Below are 16352 nucleotides of genomic sequence, written 5' to 3'. Positions count from 1 at the left end.
CTTTTGTTGCGACCATCACCGTTTTATGCCCACTACCTCTACCCGCATCCGGCTTCAGCCCGCCAACACTTCCCGCATCCCGTTTTGGGGGCAACTGTTCATCGGCTCACTCTGGATTGCCTACACCGTGGCGCTCATCGTCACCGACCAGGGCCTCAACGATCTGCACTTCCTGCACTACGTGTTTCTGGTGTTCAGCCTGATTTACGTGGGCTACGTGCTGGTGCATAATGCGCCGATTTTTGGCACGCAGAGCTACCTGGAGTTCACGCCCGGCTACATCGTGCACAAAGCCGGTCTGTTCCGCGCCAAGCAGGTAATTGCGGCCGAAAACATCAGCCGGCTGGAACTGGTGCCACGCCAGGTGCGCGTGCACACCCACAACGACGGCACCTACGCGCTCAGCCTGCGCGAAGTGCGCGGCCGCAAGCGCCGCCGCCTGCTCATGGAGCAGCTGCGCGGATTCGCCACGCAGTATCAGATTCCGTTTGTGGAAGGCCCGGCCGTTGCGTAGCGCCGGCCAACCGTCAGCATAAAAAAAGGCTTCCCGCTGGGGAAGCCTTTTTTATGGATTGTAAGGCCTTTAGCGGCCGGCGAACTTCTTGCGCAGTTCCACAATCTGGCTGCGGAAATTCTTATCAGAGTCAATCAAATCCGACACGGTCTGCACGGAGTGGATGACGGTGCTATGGTCGCGGCCGCCGAAGTGGTGGCCGATGCTCTTAAGCGAATGGCTGGTGTGCTCCTTGGCGAAGTACATGGCCACCTGCCGGGCCGTCACCACTTCCTTTTTGCGGGTTTTGGCCTTCAGCAAATCCAGCGGCACGCTGAAATATTCGGCGCAGGTTTTCTGGATAAAATCGATGTTGACCTCAGCCTCCACTTCCTCGATGATGTGGCGCAGGGCCTGCTTGGCCATTTCCAGGTCGATTTCGCGGCGGTTGAGGCTACTCTGGGCCACCAGCGAAATCAGCACGCCTTCCAGCTCGCGCACGTTGGTGTTCACGGAGTGCGCCAGGTACTCCACCACCTGCGGCGGGATGTCGATGCCATCCTGCTGCATCTTGTTCTGGATGATGGCCATGCGCGTCTCGAAGTCGGGGCTTTGCAGGTCAGCCGTCAGGCCCCACTTAAAGCGGGACAGCAGCCGGTCTTCCAGCCCTACCAGGTCGCGCGGCGGGCGGTCCGAGGTCATCACAATCTGCTTGCCGGCCTGGTGCAGGTGGTTGAAGATGTGGAAGAACATCTCCTGCGTCTTGTCTTTGCCCGACAGAAACTGCACGTCGTCGAGAATCAGAATATCCACCAGCAGGTAGAAGTTCGCGAAGTCCTGCACGGCGTTGGCGCGCAGGCTCTCGATGAACTGGTTGGTGAACTTCTCCGCCGACACGTAGAGCACGAACTTGTCGGAGTTGGAGCTTTTGATGTGGTTGCCGATGGCCTGCACGAGGTGGGTTTTGCCGAGGCCCACGCCGCCGTACACCATCAGCGGGTTGAAGCTGGTGGTGCCGGGCTTGTTGGCCACGGCGAGGCCCGCCGAGCGTGCCAGCCGGTTGCAGTCGCCCTCGATGTAGTTTTCGAAGGTATAGCTGCCGTTGAGCTGCGAGTGCAGGTAGTTGCGGTCGATGGCCTTGCTGGCCTCGAAGGGGTTGCGCAGCGTGGTGGCCGACGAAGCCGGCGCCGCCGCCGCGCCCGCCACGTGCCGCGCCGAAGACGACATGGGGCCACTGGCCAGGGCCGCGGCCGGGGTGGCTACGTCGGCGGGGCCGGCGGCCTTGCGGGCGGTGGGCAGGTTGAGGGTGCGAGGCTGGTTCTGGCTGTTGCCCTGGTCGACCACGATGCTGTATTCCAGCCGCCCGTCGGGACCCAGCTCCTGATGGATGGCCCGCTTCAGCTCCTCCACGTAGTGCTCCTCCAGAAACTCGTAGAAATACGTGCTCGGCACCTGAATGATGAGCACGTTGTTCTGCAAATGCACCGGCATGATGGGCATGAACCACGTTCGGTAGCTCTGCTCACCAATATTCGCTTTGATGACGCGAAGGCAATTGGCCCAGACTGTACGGCAATCCTTCAGCATCAAGCAGTTAGTTACGAAATTCGGTGGTGTCTAGGTAGAATAGCAGAGGCGCGAACGGGCCCCGGAAGGGCCCGTTTTTTCCAAAGGGAGACAAAAATGTGGAAAAGTCAGGAGAGAAAAAACCGTTTTGCCCCTTGTATTTGTCCGGCTTTTATCAGGCTGCCTGAATGGGCACTACGGCGGCGGCAGCCACGCTCGGGCGGCGGGTGCCGCGCTCAAACGTGTAGTCGAGGCGGCCGAGGTTGATGCCCGACCAGCCCACTTGGTTGATGAGGGTCTGGTGGCCGTTGGCGGCTACCACCACGTCGGGCTTTTCCAGGAAGGTGTGGGTGTGCCCGCCCAGAATCAGGTCGATGCCGGGTGCACCGGCGGCCAGCTTGAAGTCGTCGAGCTTGGCCGACTCGTACTTGTAGCCCAGGTGCGACAGGCAGATCACCAGGTCGCACTTTTCGGGGCCGCGCAGCTTGGCCACCATGTCTTTGGCTACTGCAATCGGGTCGAGGTATTTGGTGGCGCCGAAGTTCTTGTCGGCCACCAGCCCGGCCATCTCAATGCCAATGCCAAACACGCCGATGCGGTGGCCGGCCTTTTCGAACACCTTGTACGGCTGGAATTTGCCGGCCAGAATGGTGTCGGAGAAGTCGTAGTTGGCAATCAGGAACGGGAAGCCGGCGTTGGGCAGCTGCTTCTGCAGGCCTTCGAGGCCGTTGTCGAAGTCGTGGTTGCCGAGGGTGCTGGCGTCGTAGGCCATCTGGGTCATGAGCTTGTACTCCACTTCGCCCTGGAAGAAGTTGAAGTAGGGCGTGCCCTGCCAGATGTCGCCGGAATCGAGGAGCAGCACGTTGGGCTCCTGGGCCCGAATCTGCTTGATGAGCGCGGCCCGGTGGGCCATGCCGCCCATGCCGGCCCACTGCGAGGCGTTGGCCGGGAAGGGCTCCACGCGCGAGTGCATGTCGTTGGTGTGCAGAATCACCAGGCGGCCGGCTTTAGCGTCGGCGGCCACGGCCGGCAGGCTGTTCAGCCCCAACAAACCCAGGCTGGCGGCTCCCAGGCCACTATTTTTCAGAAAGTCGCGACGATTCACGGTATTGATTTGCTGATGTGTGGATGTGCTTATGTGCGGCGGCTGCATAGATGAGTTCTGTGCTTGCTGTCTGAACGAACTCAGCACAGCAACTCATCAGCAACCAGCACATTAGAATTTCACGCGGCCTTCGGCTTTGGCCTCTACCGGCTTGCCGGCTTTGGTGAGGTCCCGGATGTGGTCGATGATGGCGGTGCGCAGCAGCACGCCGGTGCCGCGGGGCTTGAGGGCCTTGAAGAACGTGAGCTGGTCGCCGCCGCCGGCCAGATAGTCGCTGATGGCGATGGTGTAGAGGCGGTCCTGAGCGGGGTCGAAGGCCTGACCACCGATGCGGATATCGGTGGGCTTGCCGTCGGGCGTGGCCGTGTAGGTGGAGCCCGACACGGCCATTTTCACGCGGGCCGCATACGTAAAGAGCTGCTGCACCACTTCGCCGGGGGCGTCCAGCACCACCAGCTCATTCTCGAACGGCATCAGCTCGAACACCGAGCCGGTGGTGATGGCACCGGCCGGCAGCGGGGCGCGCAGGCCGCCGTTGGTCATCACGCCCAGGTCCATGGCCTGGCCGGTTTCGCGGGCGGCGCGCACCCGCTGCAAATCCGCTACGAAGTTGGCCAGCGGCGACTCGCCCGGGTTTTTGGTGATGGCCACCGGGGCCGTGCCCAGCACGGTGGTCATCTGCTCGGTGACGCGCTGGCGGTAGGGCGCGATGGTGGCGGCGGCCGTGGCGTCGTCGGGCAGGCTGCTGCTTACGGGCTGGGCCGTGGTGGGGGCCAGTTGGGGCTTGGCCACGTAGGTGGCGCGCTGGCAGGCAGGAAACAGGGCTACAGCCGCCAGCAGGCTAAGCGCAGCCGTCCGGGAACGAAGGAGTTGCATCGGGTCAGAAAAGAAACGGACCGCAAAGGTACTCTGCCCGCCCGACTATTCGGCCGGTGTCAGCCAAGATGGTGCCGGCCCGTCGGGCGCCGCCCCGGCCCGCATTATTTCCCGGCCTTTCCGGCTTGATGCGGTATCTTTAACCCGCCTGTTCCCATCCCACTTTCTCTGTGCCTTTGGCTATGTCCGATACGCCGCATTTCGCGCCCGTTACCTTTTCGGAGTTTGAACCTGTCACGACAGCCGCCTGGCAGGCCCGCATCGAGCGGGACCTGAAGGGCGCCGACCCGGCCGCCCTGCGCTGGCTCACCCCCGACGGCTTTACGCTGGAGCCCTTCTACCACCGTGAAGCCCTGGATGCCCTGCCCGAGCAGCCCGCCCCGCAGCTGCGCTCTACAGTTGGCAACCGCTGGCGCAACGTGCCCGCCTACTCCGTGCCGGCCCTCGACAACGGCCACGCCGCCATCCGGCGGGCAGCCGAAGGACTGGCGCGCGGGGCCGAGGGCGCCCACTTCGTGCTGGCCGATGCCGCGGCTTTCGATGTGGAGTTTCTGCACGAGCAGTTGCCCCTCGCCGACACCTATATAGGTTACTCGCTTACGGCCAGCCCCGCCGCGCTGGTGCGGCAGCTGCTGGAAACCGGTACGCCCCTGCTGCGCGGCTTCCTGCAGTTCGACCCCATTGCCAACCACCTGCCCGACCTGCCAGGCCAGCTGCGGGAGCTGCGCGAGGTGCTACACCTCACCAAAGGCATGCCCGACTTCCGGGCCCTGACGCTGGACGTGGCCTACTATGGCAACCGCGGTGCCACGGCGTCGCAGCAGATAGCCTTTGCGCTGGCGGCAGCGGCGGCCTACCTCAGCGAGTTGCCCGACCACACGCTGAGCGTGGCCGACGTGGCGGCGGCGCTGCGGGTGCACACGGCCACCAGCCCCAACTACTTTTTCGAGCTGGCCAAGCTGCGGGCGCTGCGCCAAGTGTGGGCCACGCTCTGCCACGCCTACGGCCTGCCGCCCGAAGCGGCGCAGGTGCCCATCCTGGCCGAAACCGCTTCTTGGAGCCAAACCACGCTCGACGCCCACACCAACCTGCTGCGCGTAACCACCGAGGCCATGAGCGCCGTGCTGGGCGGGGCCGATGTGCTCAGCGTGCGCCCGTTCGATGCGCTCTACCAGGCCCCGAACGAGTTTTCGGACCGACTGGCGCGCAACCTCTCGGTGCTGCTGCGCGAAGAAGCCGGCCTGGGCGCCGTAGCCGACCCCGCCGCCGGCTCCTACTACCTCGAGACCCTCACCGACACGCTGGCCCGCGAGGCTTGGGCCCTGTTTCAGCGGCTGCAGGCTGAAGGTGGCCTGCCGGCGGCCATTGGCTTGGCCATGCAGGAGCTGCACCAAGCCGCGCAGGCTCAGTTCCGGCGCATCGCCAACGGCGAGCAGGTGGTGGTGGGTACCAACCGGTTTCAGAACCCCAAAGAGAAATTCAGCTTCAACCCCAAGAAGCTGCTGCGTAGCCCGGAGTTCGACTCCACGCGGGCTACGTATCCGTCGGAGGTGCTGCGGCTGGCCACCAGTCTACACTTCGAGCGGCGCGAGAAAAAGAAGAAGCGCGCGGCCGTGGTGCTGCTAGGTGCCCACACCAACCAGCTGATTGTGGAGTCGTTTCTGCGGCTGCTGCCGGCCTCCGAGCGGCCTGAGCTGTGGGAGGCGCACCCGGCGGGCACGCTGTCGGTGCTGTTTTCCTCGGCCGAAGAAGCCACACTGATGTACGCCACGCCCGAGCAGTTCGGACGCCTCTCACGCTACATCTACAACGTGCCCAACGACGTGCCCTTCGTGCCACCAGCCCTGCTCACGGCCGACCTGGCCAACCTGCAGGAAGCCGTCCGCGTGTTCGGCTTCCAGGAGTTTACCGTGCAGGGCTACAGCACCGAAGACGTGCTGGCGCGGCTGCAGGGGAAGAAATAGTGACTAGCTCTAGTCGCCTCACCCCCTAGCCCCCTCTCCGAAAAGGAGAGGGGGAATTAGCTCTAGAAATCAATTCTATACTATTCAAAATAAGTAACAACATCTAGTGTTTAGTCCCCCCTCTCCTTTTCGGAGAGGGGGCTAGGGGGTGAGGCGACTAGAGCTAGCCCCTATCCATTCCTCATCACCCCAAAAACATGAAACCCGACTTCTCCCAGATAGCCTACAACGACGCGCCGCTGCCGGCTACTCCGGCGGCTGAGGCGGCCACCGTGACGCCCGAGGGCATCCAGCTCCAAAGCCACTACTCCGCCCACGACGTGCAGCACCTCGACCACCTCGGCTTCGGGGCGGGGCAGGCGCCGTTTCTGCGCGGGCCCTACGCCAGCATGTACGTCCAGAATCCCTGGACCATTCGGCAGTACGCGGGCTTCAGCACGGCCGAGGAAAGCAACGCCTTCTACCGCCGCAACCTGGCCGGCGGCCAGAAGGGGTTGAGCGTGGCCTTCGACCTGGCTACGCACCGCGGCTACGACTCCGACCACCCGCGGGTGGTGGGCGACGTGGGCAAGGCCGGCGTGGCCATCGACTCGGTGGAGGACATGAAGATTCTGTTCGACCAGATTCCGCTGGACCAGATGTCGGTGAGCATGACCATGAACGGGGCGGTGCTGCCGGTGCTGGCCTTCTACATTGTGGCGGCTGAGGAGCAGGGCGTGGGGCCGGAGAAGCTGGCGGGCACCATTCAGAACGACATTCTGAAGGAATTCATGGTGCGCAACACCTACATCTACCCGCCCCTGCCGAGTATGCGCATCATTGCCGACATCTTCGCCTACACGGCGCGGCATATGCCCAAGTTCAACAGCATCAGCATCTCGGGCTACCACATGCAGGAAGCCGGCGCCACCGCCGACATCGAGCTGGCCTACACCCTGGCCGACGGCCTGGAGTACGTGCGCGCCGGCCTGGCCGCGGGCATGACCATCGACCAGTTTGCGCCCCGCCTGAGCTTCTTCTGGGCCATTGGCATGAACCACTTCATGGAAATTGCCAAGCTGCGCGCCGGCCGCATGCTGTGGGCCAAGCTGCTGAAGCAGTTCGAGCCTCAAAACCCTAAGAGCCTGGCGCTGCGCACGCACTGCCAGACTTCGGGCTACTCGCTTACCGAGCAGGACCCGTTCAACAACGTGGCCCGCACCGCCGTGGAAGCCCTGGCCGCGGCCCTGGGCGGCACCCAGAGCCTGCACACCAACGCCCTCGACGAGGCCATTGCCCTGCCCACCGACTTCTCGGCCCGCATTGCCCGCAACACCCAGCTCTACCTGCAGCACGAAACCGACATCACCCGCGTGGTAGACCCCTGGGGCGGCTCCTACTACGTGGAAACCCTGACTCACGAGTTGGCCAACAAGGCCTGGGCGCTGATGCAGGAAGTGGAAGAGCTGGGCGGCATGGCCAAGGCCATTGAAACCGGCCTGCCCAAGATGCGCATCGAGGAAGCCGCGGCCCGCAAGCAGGCCCGCATCGACTCGGGCAAGGAAATCATTGTGGGCGTGAACAAGTACCGCCCCAGCGAGGAGCAGCAGCTCGACGTGCTCGACATCGACAACGACGCCGTGCGCGAGTCGCAGATTGCGCGCCTGAAAACCATCCGCGCCACCCGTGACCAGGCCGCCGTGCAGGCCGCCCTGGAGGCCCTCACGGAAGCCGCCCGCTCCGGCGCCGACAACCTGCTGGCCCTGGCTGTAGTGGCCGCCCGCCACCGCGCCACGCTGGGCGAGATTTCCGATGCTTTGGAGAACGTGTACGGCCGCCACCAGGCCACCATTCGCGCCATTTCGGGCGTGTATTCGTCCGAGATGGACTATGACGAGGAGTTTGCCAAGGCCCGCGCCGCCGCCGATGCCTTTGCCGTGAAGGAAGGCCGCCGCCCCCGCATGATGGTGGCCAAAATGGGCCAGGACGGCCACGACCGGGGCGCCAAAATCATTGCCACGTCCTTCGCCGACGTGGGCTTCGACGTGGACATTGCCCCCCTGTTCCAGACTCCCGACGAGGTAGCGCGCCAGGCGGCCGAAAATGACGTGCACGTGGTGGGCGTGAGCAGCCTCGCCGCCGGCCACAAAACCCTGATTCCGCAGCTGCTCCACGACCTCAAGCAGCTTGGCCGCGACGATATCCTCGTCATTGCCGGCGGCGTCATCCCGGCCCAGGACTACGACTTCCTCTACAACGCCGGCGTGGCTGGCGTCTACGGCCCCGGCACCGTCATTGCCATAGCGGCGCAGGAGATTCTGGAGAAGCTGGGGGAATAAATCGACAAGCAGAATACTTTTAAACTATGGGCCACATTAACCTCATTGGAACATCAAATTTTAGGACTTTCAAGGACCATACATATCTTGAACTGGCCCCAGTAAATATCATAACTGGCAATAACAACTCTGGAAAAAGCTCTTTATCGAAACTGCTTTTATTAGTTAAAGATAGCTTCAATAATGACCCTCTCATTCAAGAATTGAATTTCAGAGGCCATGACCATTATTTGGCATATTTTGAAAATGTCATAAACATATTATCAGACAAAAAGTATATTGAAATTGAATTACCATTTATATTTTTTGGCAAGACACATTATTCAATATTTCTTAAATACACAGGCACGCATAAAAATAAATCATACACGGCATCATGCAAAGAAATTAAAATATTAAACAAGTCTAATAACACGTATTTACTAGAAGCAAGTTTAGACAGATCCATTTATGACACAAGTAGCACTTACGAAGAATCTATTCAAAACATATTTACCCTTCAAGTAAATAGAAATTTACTTAATTCAGAAATAGAAGATTACAGCTCAATTATTAATCAAGAAATAGATTCTAGAAAAGCGGTTCTAGAAAGTCTATTCTCAACGAAGCAAAGCTATATTCCATATGACACAGTCAATAATTTAGAAGAATCTTTAATAACAGAAAGCAATCAATTAGCACTATTGAAATTAGATATTATTAGCATCAAATCTTTTTCTAGCGCTGAACTAGAGGAAATAAGCATTGCTTTATCAGAGTACAGAACATTACTAGGCAACCAATCTATTAAAGAAAATTACAACATAACAGGTGGTGATATTGAAAATTGGTATGGCGGAGGACCAAAGGACAATGAAATTACACTACTGGATTATATAATGTTTTTCTCAGAAATAAATGAAGCAAATGGGACATACTCTGATAGAAATATAATTCACAGAAAACTAAGACTTATATTGCAACATTTAATTAAGAATGGATTCAAGGAATTAGAACTCAAATTTGACGAAAGTTTCAGCTACCTTCCTTTGATACGAAACAATATCGAAAGATTACACTTCATGGAAGGAAGCGTTCTAAATGATACTATAAGCGAGCTTGATGAATATATTAATTTTGACGAACATTCTAATGAAAAGGCATTTATTGACAACTGGATTCAGAAATTTAAAATAGATGATTTTGAGTCTATTCAAATAAAAAGTTTCCCTGAATTCAATGTATATACTCTCTCGCTTATTGAAAAAAGCAAGATTCCACCTTATAACACATCTAACACTAAAGTTTTAGCAGATTTGGGTTTCGGAACTTCCCAATTGATAATATTATTATCTAAAATTGCATTAGAAGCCGCCAAAAATAGATATGATGATTTTTATGAGGAATCATATAAACCTCATATCATTCTAATAGAAGAACCTGAAGCTCATTTACACCCAAAATGGCAGGCACTTTTAGCTGACGTAATAATTGATGCATGCACTAAATTCAACACACAATTCATAGTCGAAACGCATAGCGAATATTTAATAAGAAGATTACAATATCATATAGCAAATGGATATATTAAAAACACAAATATAAAAGTATTCAATGTAGAACAAATACATAAAAACCATTCTACAGTAAAAGACATGCCTTTAGATTCATCTGGCGGATTCAAGAAGCAATTTAGCAGTGATTTCTTTGATGAAGCAACTACGTTAAAAGATGAGCTAGAAGGAGCACAGAAAATAAAAGAATATGAAAAAGACATTATAGAAATAAATGATAAGTTTAACACTAAAATAAAATGCATAGTTTTAACAGAAGATGAAAAAGCTGCAACTGATAAAGAGCCAGCCATAAATCATATACTAAAAGCATCAGGCTTTAAACTAGAGGAAACTAGTCTACAAAGCTACAATGGCAAAGCTAATTATCAGCTAGCAATTGGCATGGCAAAATCTATAGAGAAATTACCTAACATTGAATGCATAATAATCCATCAAGACCAAGATGGTGAGCTAACCAAAAGACAAGAATTTTTGAACAGACAAATATCTATTAATAAGTTAACTAAAACACATGCATTTATAACCAAATATAATGACATTGAAGGTTATTTCATAAATAATAAACATATTAAAAAATTATTCCCTAACCTTGAAGATGAAAAAATTGCAGAAATAATAACATCTGCTTCTGACAATGTCAAAGATCAATCTATCAAAAACTTAAGTAAATTATTAGGAGATAACAAAGACATAGCGGAAACGATCTACAAAACAGATATTGAAAGATTTAGACATACGAAAAAGATGTCCATGATGATAAATAACAGTCTTAGTGGTCAGAAAAATAAAAACAATTCAATAATTCAATATTCCCCCTTCGTTTTTGATGAATCTTTACAGATTTTATCAAAAACCATTTGGCAATATAAAACTGATTGAATCAATAATTATTCACGTAAGCAACTAGATACTGATTGTAATATCCCTCCCCCATGCACATCTACCCCACCGAACAGGAAACCTTAGACATTGACTACTTCACCACCGACGACGCCGTTCACACCCTGCACGTAGCTTCCGGTAGCGTCGGTAGCTACGTGGTTGGGGGCGGCGAATGAGGCGGCGCTGCTGAAATGAAGCGGAAGTATCTGTGTGCCGCTGGTACCACCTGAAAGCAAAACGGCCCGTCAGTGACGGGCCGTTTTGCTTTTATGGTGGGGCGTTTGGTGCAGCGGCCTCTTGCCATGGGGGCAGGTGCTACTTGTGCTTCTACAGCGTTAGCCATTCGCCGTCAGCCGGCACGTGTACCCGGGCGGTGAGGTCGTGTTGCGCTATTTGCGCCCGGGTAGTGGCCCGGTCTTCGGTGCAGTGGTTGACGGTTTCGGTGTGCACGGCGTGCACCGTGGCTTGCGGCGCGTAATGGGCCACCTGCACTACTTCAGCGGCCGTCATGGTGATAGGGTCCCCGACCTGGAACTGGGCCGCCCCGGCATTCAGCACGATGGCCGTGGGCTGGTACTGGTCGAGGGCGGAGCTTACCTCCGGGCACCAGATGGTGTCGCCGGCAATGTAGAGGCGCACCTGGTCGGCTTCCACCACAAAACCCGAAACGGTGCCCATCTTCTGCCCGATTTCGCCGGTGCCATGCTGGCCGCCGGTGCGGTACAGCCGGATGCCTTCCCAGTCGAGCTGGTTTTCCACCGGCAGCACGTTCGTGAAGCCCTGGGCGCGCAGGGTTTCCGTGTCGGCGGGCTGCACCAGGATGGGCAGGTGTTTGTCGAGCAGCTCCTGGGTGGTGGTGTCCCAATGGTCGCGGTGCGTGTGGGTGAGCAGCACGGCATCGAGCGAGGCCAGCAGCTGCGGCAGCTCGGTGGAGGCGAAGGGCAGGTCGACGAGCGGAATGCGCTGGTTGGTGCCGGCAGACATGGCCACGGGGTCGTACTGGAAGCGGGGCGCCAGCATGGGGTCTACCAGGATGGTTTTGCCGGCCACTTTCAGCAGCAGCGTGGCATGACGAATTAGTTGAACTTGCATCGAAAAAGGGGGTTAAGCACTACCTTGACCGGACGCCGCCGCCGTTGCTGACCGCCAGCCTCCTCCAAGCCAAAGGTACCCCCGCCCTGCCGCGGGCTCAAGAAGGTTACCGGCTGGTTACCTGTTTACCTTTTCGTTTCGCTGCCATGCGCCACACCTACCACGACATCGAATGCTGCGCCGCCAAAGTGGCCCTCGACCAGATTTCGGGCAAATGGAAGCCGATTATCATCTTCCATCTGTCGGCGGGGCCGCGGCGGTTCAGCGAGCTGTGGCGCGAGATTCCGCGCGTATCGAAGAAGGTGATGCTGGAGCAGCTGCGCCAGCTGGAAGCGGCCACGCTGGTTGAGCGCACCGTGCACAACGGCTTTCCGCCCGAAGTCACCTACCATCTTTCCGGCAAAGGCCAGCAGCTGGCCCCCATTCTGCAGCAGCTGGAGCAATGGGCCCTCACCCACATCGAAGGCGTAGTGCAGATTTCCTGACGGCGCCGCCGGCGGCAGCAGCAACCGGGCAGCCGGCCGGCACAGACCGAAAACAACACCCGTAGCGCGCCGGCCACCCAGCAAGCCTACTCATCAACTCAGATTCTCATGCGCATCAACCAAACAGAGCAAGAAGACGCCGATATCGACTGGTTTGCCACCGACGAGGCCGGCCACATTCTGCACGTAGCTTCCGGCGGCGGCGTCCTGCCCGAATCGGTGGCGGCAGATGAGGCGGCGTTGCTGGAGCTGCACCAGTATTTCCTGACGCTGCCGGAGCCGGCGGCCGGCGGGGCACAGGCCACCACCGACGCGGCCGATGGCGGCTACCCTGGCGCCGCCCGCTACGCCCGCCGCGGCCTGTTCTCGTTCGTCAAAACCAACCTCCACGACCACCACGACCCGCGCTACTACCTCGTGGCCCGGCCGCTGCAGCCGCTCACTGTGGCTGAGCTGCCGCCACCGCTGGCCGCGCTGCTGCGCCGCACGCAGCTATCGGGCTTCGTGGCCCAGCAAACCACCTTCGACGTTTCCAGCATCCAGTAAGTCACTCCGGCCCGCCCACCAGCGGGCCGGTTTCATTTCCGGGTCGGGGCCGCGCCATTGCGGGAAGTTCAGTTAGCTAGAGCCGGAAACTGGCGCGGTTTTTCGACGTGGGGCAGGAAGTATTATTCACCTCCTATTCTGCTTGTTGTATGCTACCCGTTTTTACGCTTTTGGCGGCGCTGTCGGCGCCGGCCCCGATTGCCGCCTCTCGCGATTCGCTGGCCCAGCCTGCACCGCGCCGTTGGACCTGGTATGCCGGCCCCACGGTGGGTTTGGCTAAGCCAACTATGCAGTGGGAGAACAACTTTCCGTACGCCGGCTACTACGAAACCGGCCAGGTAGCGGAGCCGCTGTATCTGCTGGGCGAAGACATGGACGCGAAGTTGCGGCCGATGGGCGGGCTGCAGCTGGGGCTGGAGTCGCCGGGGCGGCGCTGGGCGCTGCACGCCGAGGGCACGGCGCGGCGGTTTGGCGGCTACCGCCAGCAGTTCAACACCGGCCACCCCGATTTTCCTACCAAAACCTACAGCATGCAAGCCACCGCCCTGACGGCCACGCTGGGCGTGCGCTACCAACTGCCCGTGGGCCAGCAATGGCGCCTGTTTGCCGGCGCGGGCTGGAGCGTCACGAAGTGGGCCAATGTGCAGTCGGAAGCGCGCTACGACGGCGTGGCAAGCCGGGAGCTGGACGGCATTGCGCTGCCCGTCAGCGGCAGTTTCATGCAGGGCCTCAACCCGGCGGCCGTGTCGCGGCAGGCGTCCAGCTCTTACCGCAGCCGGGCGGGCGGCGTATATGCCGAAGCCGGGGCCCACTACCGCCGCTGGACGCTGGCCGTGGGCTACCGCCGCAACCACAGCCACTCCCTCAATGACGTAAGCTCCGCCGCCCATCGCCAGGAAAGCCGCCTGACTGGTCAGTTGATGGGCTTTGGCACTGCCGATGGCTACTACGCCACTCCGCGCACCCGCTACGTGGCCGTAAGCTGGCGCCTATTTGATGGGCATTCGTTTCCGCACTTGTAGCAAGCCAATCAGCCTCACTAAATAAGCATCCACAGGGTATCGTTGGCGAAAGACGAGGCGGCGCGCTACTTTCGCTTGCCTCCTCCTGCATTGCTCCATGCCCACTACCACGCAGCTCCAGTTTCTCGGCCACGCCAGCTTCCGCCTCACCACGCCCGAGGGGCTAGTAGTGCTCATCGACCCATGGCTGAGCGACAACCCCTTTGTGCCGGAAGCCCTGCGCCACCCCGAGCGCGCCGACCTGGTGCTCATCACCCACGGCCACGACGACCACATGGACTCGCAGCTACTGGCGCTGCTGGCCCGCACCGGGGCCGTGCTGGTGGCTCCGGCCCCGGTGCGCTTCTATCTGCACCAGCAAGGGCTGCCGCGCGAACAGGCCGAGCCCATGAACGTGGGCGGCAGCATAGCCGTGGCCGGCCTGCAGCTCACCATGACCCGCGCCCAGCACACTGCCCACATCGACCTGCCCGACGGCACTACCACCGCCCCCCACGAAAGCGTGGGCTACGTGCTGGCCCTCTCCGACGGCACCGTGCTCTACGCCGCCGGCGACACCGGCCTCTTCGGCGACATGCGCCTGCTGGCCGACCTCTATCAGCCAACAGTGGCGCTGCTGCCCATTGGGGGCCGCTACACCATGGGGCCGCTGGAAGCCGCCCACGCCGCCCGGCTGCTGCGTGTGCCGCACGTGGTGCCGTTTCACTACGGCACCTACCCCAGCCTCACCGGCACGCCCGCCCAGCTCCGCGCCCACCTCACGCCGGCCGATGGCGTAACGGTACACGCCCTGCAGGCTGGCGAATCCTTAACATTAGGCAACTAAAAGCCCGTCATGCAGCGCGGAGTGCAGCCTCTTGCCAGTGCAGTAAACTATTCTACTACACCAGCCAAAGGCTTTACTCCGCGCTGCATGACGGGCTACTGACGCATTCGCCTTACTCGGGCAGCAGCTCCAGGGCCTGGTGGTTGCCCTGCTGCAAGGCCAGGTCGCGGGCGGAAAGGCCGCGCACGTCGCGCAGGGTGGCGTCGGCGCCGGCTTCCAGCAGCATGGTCACCATGTCGTTGCGGCCGAACATGGTGGCAAACATCAGAGCCGTGCCATCATTGCCGTTGCGGGCGTTGAGGTCGGCGCCGTGCTGCAGCAGCAGGCGGGCAATTTCGGGGTAGCCTTTGAAGGCCACGCCCATCAGGGCGGTGTTGCCGCTGGCATCGGGCAGGCTGGGGTTGGCGCCGGCCTGCAGCAGCAGGCGGGTGGCGTCGGCGTGGTCATCGTAGGCAGCCAGAATCAGGGCCGTGAAGCCCCGGCCGTCGCGGGCGTTTACGTCCATTCCCTGAGCCAGCAGGCTTTGCAGGGTGGCTACGTCGCCGCGGCGGGCGGCGTCAAAAAACAGGGTGTCAGAGCTGGATGAAGTGAAATCGGACATGAGGGGTGATGAGGTAATGAAGTGATGAGGTGAACCGTGACAGGTGACTGGTAGAGGCTGCTTGACGAGTGGGTAGACCGTAACAAGCAAGCCGTTTAAGGGAGCAGAGGAACCGTAACGGGTGAAGAAAGCAGGTGGTGGGCGCGCGTGGGCATCCCCAAGCGTAGTGGTGAAAGCACAGTACGCCTGTGGTTGTTTCGTGTTTTCGCGGCAACCGGCTTATCGGTGCTGATTTTCCTGATGATGGCACCTGCGTGGCCTGTTAAGGCTCAGAACAGCCACATCACCACCACCGTGAGCAGCCAGAGCAGGCTGCCGACCACGGCCGTATTTACACGCACTTCGGCCGTACGACCCGGCCAGGCGCCCAGCGCCGCCGTAAGCAGCAGCGCCACCGGCAGCGCCGCCAGCGCCCCGCCGTACACGCCGGTGCCATATGGCTCAAACGGCGCCCCCCCCTCGGCCGACGACGGCGAGCTGACGCGCCGCACTACGCCCAGCAGCGGCGTGCGCCACACGGTCAGGAACTGGCCTTCGCGGGCGCGGGGCGCAATGCTGCTGGACAGCCGGAATTTGGTGAGCGGCGTGCGGATATCGTAGGCTACCTGCGGATTGGCGGCTGATACACTCACCGATACCAGCTTGCGGCGCAGCACCAGCTCGCCGGGCAGCTCGCGCAGGGGCAGCGCCACATCCAGAGCCAGCAGGGCGCAGAACGCCAGCAGCGCCAGGTTCAGCCAGCGGGCCACCGGGGCGTAACGGTGCATCAGGGCGCGGGAGCCGGATAGCGGCGGCGCGGGCTGCTGGGCCAGCAGTTGGTCGTAGGCCCAGCGGCGGCGCGGATCCAGCAGAATCTGCAGGCCACCGTAGGCTTCGGTGAGCCGTTCATTGAGGGCCGGGTCGCGGGCAGCGCGCTTGCTCAGGCGGGCGTGCAGGGCGCGGTAGGCACGCTCCAGCTCGGCCGCCGGTGCCGTCGAGGACACGCCCAGGATTCGATAGTAATTCTGCATAAACAGCGGT

Annotated in this window: 15 protein-coding genes; 9 read left to right on the top strand and 6 right to left on the bottom strand. The window is 59.4% G+C overall.

What is annotated here, in order from left to right:
- Positions 1–25: 25 nt before the first annotated feature.
- Positions 26–514, top strand: coding sequence for a hypothetical protein (locus N008_RS12850; protein WP_044016523.1), 489 nt, complete (start codon positions 26–28; stop codon positions 512–514).
- A gap of 69 nt (positions 515–583) precedes the next feature.
- Here N008_RS12850 and dnaA read toward each other — a convergent pair whose 3' ends face one another.
- The 3 genes from dnaA to N008_RS12835 form a co-directional block, all read right to left on the bottom strand.
- Positions 584–2080, bottom strand: coding sequence for a chromosomal replication initiator protein DnaA (gene dnaA / locus N008_RS12845; protein WP_044016520.1), 1497 nt, complete (start codon positions 2078–2080; stop codon positions 584–586).
- Between the two features lie 154 nt (positions 2081–2234).
- Positions 2235–3164, bottom strand: coding sequence for a bifunctional metallophosphatase/5'-nucleotidase (locus tag N008_RS12840; RefSeq protein WP_044018724.1), 930 nt, complete (start codon positions 3162–3164; stop codon positions 2235–2237).
- Positions 3165–3275: 111 nt separating this feature from the next.
- Entirely contained in the window at positions 3276–4040 is a 765-nt protein-coding gene (locus N008_RS12835) for a 5'-nucleotidase C-terminal domain-containing protein (RefSeq protein WP_081910786.1), read from the bottom strand.
- A 182-nt stretch (positions 4041–4222) separates the two neighbouring features.
- Here N008_RS12835 and N008_RS21675 point away from each other — a divergent pair, with 182 nt between their 5' ends.
- The 4 genes from N008_RS21675 to N008_RS24065 all read left to right on the top strand — a co-directional run bounded on the left by N008_RS21675 (position 4223) and on the right by N008_RS24065 (position 10936).
- On the top strand, positions 4223–6004 hold the full coding sequence (locus N008_RS21675) for a methylmalonyl-CoA mutase family protein (protein WP_052381511.1): 1782 nt from the start codon (positions 4223–4225) through the stop codon (positions 6002–6004).
- Between the two features lie 197 nt (positions 6005–6201).
- Positions 6202–8322: a methylmalonyl-CoA mutase gene (scpA, locus tag N008_RS12825; RefSeq protein WP_044016518.1), complete on the top strand. Its 2121-nt coding sequence runs from the start codon at positions 6202–6204 to the stop codon at positions 8320–8322.
- A gap of 26 nt (positions 8323–8348) precedes the next feature.
- Entirely contained in the window at positions 8349–10757 is a 2409-nt protein-coding gene (locus N008_RS22385) for an AAA family ATPase (RefSeq protein WP_071884531.1), read from the top strand.
- Between the two features lie 53 nt (positions 10758–10810).
- Positions 10811–10936 (top strand): hypothetical protein, encoded by a 126-nt coding sequence (locus N008_RS24065; RefSeq protein ID WP_262489694.1) that lies wholly within the window; start codon positions 10811–10813, stop codon positions 10934–10936.
- 151 nt (positions 10937–11087) lie between these two features.
- Here the strand turns inward: N008_RS24065 and N008_RS12820 are convergent, their stop codons facing one another.
- On the bottom strand, positions 11088–11852 hold the full coding sequence (locus tag N008_RS12820; protein ID WP_044016516.1) for an MBL fold metallo-hydrolase: 765 nt from the start codon (positions 11850–11852) through the stop codon (positions 11088–11090).
- 146 nt (positions 11853–11998) lie between these two features.
- Between N008_RS12820 and N008_RS12815 the strand changes: the two genes are divergently transcribed.
- The 4 genes from N008_RS12815 to N008_RS12800 all read left to right on the top strand — a co-directional run bounded on the left by N008_RS12815 (position 11999) and on the right by N008_RS12800 (position 14731).
- Positions 11999–12337 carry a winged helix-turn-helix transcriptional regulator gene (locus N008_RS12815; RefSeq protein WP_044016514.1) on the top strand — a complete coding sequence of 113 codons (339 nt, stop codon included), beginning with the start codon at positions 11999–12001 and terminating at the stop codon, positions 12335–12337.
- A 108-nt stretch (positions 12338–12445) separates the two neighbouring features.
- The gene (locus N008_RS12810; protein ID WP_044016512.1) at positions 12446–12883 is read left to right on the top strand and encodes a hypothetical protein; all 438 of its coding nucleotides are present in this window, start codon (positions 12446–12448) and stop codon (positions 12881–12883) included.
- A gap of 149 nt (positions 12884–13032) precedes the next feature.
- Positions 13033–13905: an outer membrane beta-barrel protein gene (locus N008_RS12805; protein WP_081910784.1), complete on the top strand. Its 873-nt coding sequence runs from the start codon at positions 13033–13035 to the stop codon at positions 13903–13905.
- A 97-nt stretch (positions 13906–14002) separates the two neighbouring features.
- Entirely contained in the window at positions 14003–14731 is a 729-nt protein-coding gene (locus tag N008_RS12800) for a metal-dependent hydrolase (protein WP_044016508.1), read from the top strand.
- Positions 14732–14843: 112 nt separating this feature from the next.
- Here N008_RS12800 and N008_RS12795 read toward each other — a convergent pair whose 3' ends face one another.
- Together N008_RS12795 and N008_RS12790 are read right to left on the bottom strand one after the other, a co-directional pair.
- On the bottom strand, positions 14844–15332 hold the full coding sequence (locus N008_RS12795) for an ankyrin repeat domain-containing protein (RefSeq protein WP_044016506.1): 489 nt from the start codon (positions 15330–15332) through the stop codon (positions 14844–14846).
- A gap of 269 nt (positions 15333–15601) precedes the next feature.
- A complete protein-coding gene (locus tag N008_RS12790; RefSeq protein ID WP_044016504.1) occupies positions 15602–16342 on the bottom strand; it encodes a J domain-containing protein in 741 nt (246 codons plus the stop codon).
- Positions 16343–16352: the final 10 nt, after the last annotated feature.

It is taken from the genome of Hymenobacter sp. APR13, assembly GCF_000737515.1.
GTDB lineage: Bacteria > Bacteroidota > Bacteroidia > Cytophagales > Hymenobacteraceae > Hymenobacter.
Note: the sequence above shows the minus strand (reverse complement) of the source record. Positions and strands in the feature narration are given on the sequence as shown.

Excerpts from the sequence above, each read along its gene's own strand:
- N008_RS12850 (WP_044016523.1), top strand. The coding sequence starts at position 26 with ATGCCCACTACCTCTACCCGCATCCGGCTTCAGCCCGCCAACACTTCC.
- dnaA (WP_044016520.1), bottom strand. The coding sequence starts at position 2,080 with ATGCTGAAGGATTGCCGTACAGTCTGGGCCAATTGCCTTCGCGTCATC.
- N008_RS12835 (WP_081910786.1), bottom strand. The coding sequence starts at position 4,040 with ATGCAACTCCTTCGTTCCCGGACGGCTGCGCTTAGCCTGCTGGCGGCT.
- N008_RS21675 (WP_052381511.1), top strand. The coding sequence starts at position 4,223 with ATGTCCGATACGCCGCATTTCGCGCCCGTTACCTTTTCGGAGTTTGAA.
- scpA (WP_044016518.1), top strand. The coding sequence starts at position 6,202 with ATGAAACCCGACTTCTCCCAGATAGCCTACAACGACGCGCCGCTGCCG.
- N008_RS22385 (WP_071884531.1), top strand. The coding sequence starts at position 8,349 with ATGGGCCACATTAACCTCATTGGAACATCAAATTTTAGGACTTTCAAG.
- N008_RS24065 (WP_262489694.1), top strand. The coding sequence starts at position 10,811 with ATGCACATCTACCCCACCGAACAGGAAACCTTAGACATTGACTACTTC.
- N008_RS12820 (WP_044016516.1), bottom strand. The coding sequence starts at position 11,852 with ATGCAAGTTCAACTAATTCGTCATGCCACGCTGCTGCTGAAAGTGGCC.
- N008_RS12815 (WP_044016514.1), top strand. The coding sequence starts at position 11,999 with ATGCGCCACACCTACCACGACATCGAATGCTGCGCCGCCAAAGTGGCC.
- N008_RS12810 (WP_044016512.1), top strand. The coding sequence starts at position 12,446 with ATGCGCATCAACCAAACAGAGCAAGAAGACGCCGATATCGACTGGTTT.
- N008_RS12805 (WP_081910784.1), top strand. The coding sequence starts at position 13,033 with ATGCTACCCGTTTTTACGCTTTTGGCGGCGCTGTCGGCGCCGGCCCCG.
- N008_RS12800 (WP_044016508.1), top strand. The coding sequence starts at position 14,003 with ATGCCCACTACCACGCAGCTCCAGTTTCTCGGCCACGCCAGCTTCCGC.
- N008_RS12795 (WP_044016506.1), bottom strand. The coding sequence starts at position 15,332 with ATGTCCGATTTCACTTCATCCAGCTCTGACACCCTGTTTTTTGACGCC.
- N008_RS12790 (WP_044016504.1), bottom strand. The coding sequence starts at position 16,342 with ATGCAGAATTACTATCGAATCCTGGGCGTGTCCTCGACGGCACCGGCG.